Origin of the sequence: Mycobacterium sp. (genome assembly GCF_049585075.1) — a bacterium.
In the GTDB taxonomy this organism is placed as follows: Bacteria; Actinomycetota; Actinomycetes; order Mycobacteriales; family Mycobacteriaceae; genus Mycobacterium.
Genome location: NZ_JBAUZA010000545.1, coordinates 1 through 3,067, shown reverse-complemented (window position 1 = coordinate 3,067; position 3,067 = coordinate 1). Strand labels below are relative to the sequence as shown.

Annotated in this window: 4 protein-coding genes; all 4 read left to right on the top strand. The window is 67.0% G+C overall.

Annotated features, from left to right (window positions below; all coding sequences use genetic code 11):
• Positions 1-104: 104 nt before the first annotated feature.
• The gene (locus tag WB785_RS24865) at positions 105-656 is read left to right on the top strand and encodes an HIT family protein (RefSeq protein WP_424082782.1); all 552 of its coding nucleotides are present in this window, start codon (positions 105-107) and stop codon (positions 654-656) included.
• A complete protein-coding gene (gene pgsA / locus WB785_RS24860) occupies positions 653-1,318 on the top strand; it encodes a phosphatidylinositol phosphate synthase (RefSeq protein ID WP_424082780.1) in 666 nt (221 codons plus the stop codon). The genes WB785_RS24865 and pgsA overlap by 4 nt, the downstream gene beginning before the upstream one ends.
• 38 nt (positions 1,319-1,356) lie before the next feature.
• A complete protein-coding gene (locus tag WB785_RS24855; RefSeq protein WP_424082783.1) occupies positions 1,357-2,265 on the top strand; it encodes a phosphatidylinositol mannoside acyltransferase in 909 nt (302 codons plus the stop codon).
• Positions 2,266-2,296: 31 nt separating this feature from the next.
• A partial coding sequence (locus tag WB785_RS24850) for a glycosyltransferase family 4 protein (protein ID WP_424082778.1) occupies positions 2,297-3,067 on the top strand: 771 nt, incomplete at its 3' end.

Below are 3,067 nucleotides of genomic sequence, written 5' to 3'. Positions count from 1 at the left end.
GATCAACGGGGTACCACGCGACGTTGCGGTCGCCGCGATTGTCAAGTGGATTGCTGAGCGTGAAAACGCCGCTCCCACAGCGGATTTGGTCAAGGTGAGCAACCGTGGCTGATGACGACGCGATCGTGGACAGAGGCGTCGGTGAGGTCGACCACTTGCAGCGGTTGTGGACGCCTTATCGAATGACCTACCTGGCCGAGGGGCCGCTGAAGCAGGACATCAACGACCGCGACCAGCCCTTCTCCGACATCCCGCAGCTTCCCGACGAGGATGGTCTGGTGGTCGCCCGCGGTGAATTGGTCTATGCCGTGCTGAACCTCTACCCATACAACCCCGGACATTTGATGGTGGTGCCGTATCGGCGGGTATCCGAACTGGAGGACCTGACCGATAAGGAGACCGCCGAGCTGATGGCTTTTACACAGAAGGCGATTCGCGTCATCAAGAACGTGTCTCGCCCGCACGGCTTCAACGTCGGCTTGAACCTGGGCGCGTCGGCCGGCGGTTCGCTGGCCGAACATCTGCACGTGCATGTGGTGCCGCGGTGGGGCGGCGACGCCAACTTCATCACGATCATCGGCGACTCCAAGGTCATCCCGCAGTTGCTGCGCGACACCCGTCTTCTGCTGGCCACCGAGTGGGAAAAGCAACCGTGAGCAAATTGTTGTCGCGCGAGGGCGTCGCACGGGTCACCACACCGGTGGCCCGGGGATTCCTGCGGGCCGGCTTCACCGCCGACGGCGTCACGATCATCGCCACCGCCGCCGCGGTGTTGGCGGCGTTGACGCTGTTTCCGACCGGCCGGCTGTTCGCCGGCACGATGGTGATCTGGTTTTTCGTGATGTTCGACCTGGTCGACGGGGCGATGGCGCGAGAAAGCGGCGGCGGCAGCCGGTTCGGTGCCGTGCTGGACGCGACCTGCGACCGCATCAGCGACGGCGCGGTGTTCTGCGGGCTGGCCTGGTGGGCGGCTTTCGGCTTGCACAGCCCGTGGCTGGTGGTGGCGACGATGATCTGTTTGGTCACCTCGCAGGTGATCTCCTACATCAAGGCCCGCGCCGAAGCCAGCGGGTTGCGCGGTGACGGCGGCTTTATCGAGCGGCCGGAACGGTTGATCATCGTGCTGGTGGGCGCAGGACTGTCGGACCTGCCGCTGTTTCCGTTGCCGTGGGCGCTGCACGTCGCGATGTGGCTGCTGGCGGTGGCCAGCATGATCACCTGCGCGCAGCGGTTGCACACCGTGCGGCATTCGCCCGGCGCGGCCGATCCGATGCGCCCGGCCGGACCGACGCAGGACCCGGGGAAGAGCGAGCCGTGAAACTGCCTGGGGTCAGCGGCTTTCCGCTGGGCAGCCAGATGACCGACTGGGGCTATGCGGCCGGATGGATGGCGGTACGCGTGATGCCGGAGTTCGCTGCGCGCAACGCTTTTGACGCCGGAGCGCTTTACGCGTCACGCAACGGGGGACCTGCGCAACTGCGCAAGAATCTGGCGCGCGTCATCGGGGTTGCGCCAAAAGACGTGCCCGGCAGCCTGATGCGGGCCTCGCTGGCGTCCTATGCCCGCTACTGGCGCGAGGCGTTCCGGTTGCCGACGATGGATCACCACGCGATCGGCGAAGAGATCGCCAAAACCGTTGTGGGCGACGAGCATGTGGACGCAGCGCTGGCGGCGGGCCGCGGTGCGCTGCTGGCGTTGCCGCACAGCGGCAACTGGGATATGGCCGGGGTATGGATGGCCCAGACTCGCGGCAAGTTCACCACCGTCGCCGAGCGGCTCAAGCCCGAGTCGTTGTATCGGCGGTTCATCGACTACCGGGAAAGCCTAGGCTTCGAGGTGATCCCGCTGTCCGGCGGCGAACAGCCGCCCTTCCAGCTGCTGTCCGAGCGACTGCGGGACAACAAGGTGGTGTGTCTGATGGCCGAGCGGGACCTTAGCCGTACCGGCGTCCAGGTCGATTTCTTCGGCGAACCAACCAGGATGCCGGCGGGGCCGGCGAAGCTCGCGATCAAGACCGGGGCGGCGCTGCTGCCGACCCACACCTGGTATGAGCCTGACGGATGCCGCGTCGGGATCGATCCGCCGCTGGATTGCGCCAGCGGTGACGTCGTCGCCGTCACGCAGGCGCTGGCGGACGTCTTCGCCCGCAACATCGCCGAGCATCCCGCCGACTGGCATATGCTCCAGCCGCAGTGGCTGGCTGACCTGCGCCCGGAGACGATGCGGGCCCTAGAGGCCCGAGGAGGAGCCGGGCAATGGGACTAGACGAGCGACGGGCCCGATTGGCGGAGACCTGATGCGCATCGGCATGGTGTGCCCGTACTCATTCGACGTGCCCGGCGGGGTGCAGTCGCATATCTTGCAGCTCGCCGAGGTGATGATCGCCCGCGGCCAGGACGTCAGCGTGCTGGCACCGTCGTCGCCCCACGTCTCGCTGCCCGACTACGTCGTCTCCGCCGGCCGGGCCGTCCCGATCCCGTACAACGGCTCGGTGGCCCGGCTGCAGTTCAGCCCGGCCGTACACGGCAGGGTGCGGCGCTGGCTGGCCGACGGCGATTTCGACGTGCTGCATCTGCATGAGCCGAATGCGCCCAGCCTGTCGATGTGGGCGCTGCGGGTGGCCGAGGGGCCGATCGTGGCGACCTTTCACACCTCGACCACTAAATCGTTGACCCTGACCGTCTTTCAGGGTGTGCTGCGGCCTTGGCACGAGAAGATCGTCGGCCGGATCGCGGTGTCCGACCTGGCCCGGCGCTGGCAGATGGAAGCGCTGGGATCCGACGCGGTCGAGATCCCCAACGGCGTCGACGTGGCCGCCTATGCCTCTGCGCCGCTTTTGGACGGCTACCCGCGGCCCGGCAAGACGGTGCTGTTCTTGGGCCGCTACGACGAATCCCGCAAGGGCATGGCCGTCCTGATCGACGCGCTGCCCACCCTGGTCGAACACTTTCCCGGCGTCCAGGTGCTGATCGTGGGCCGCGGCGACGAAGACGAATTGCGCAGCAAAGCAGGCGGATTGGCGGGCCACCTGCGCTTCCTGGGCCAAGTGGACGACGCCGCCAAGGCG

Bases quoted from the DNA above. Each gene is read 5' to 3' on its own strand.
- WB785_RS24855 (WP_424082783.1), top strand. From the start codon at position 1,357: ATGACCGACTGGGGCTATGCGGCCGGATGGATGGCGGTACGCGTGATG.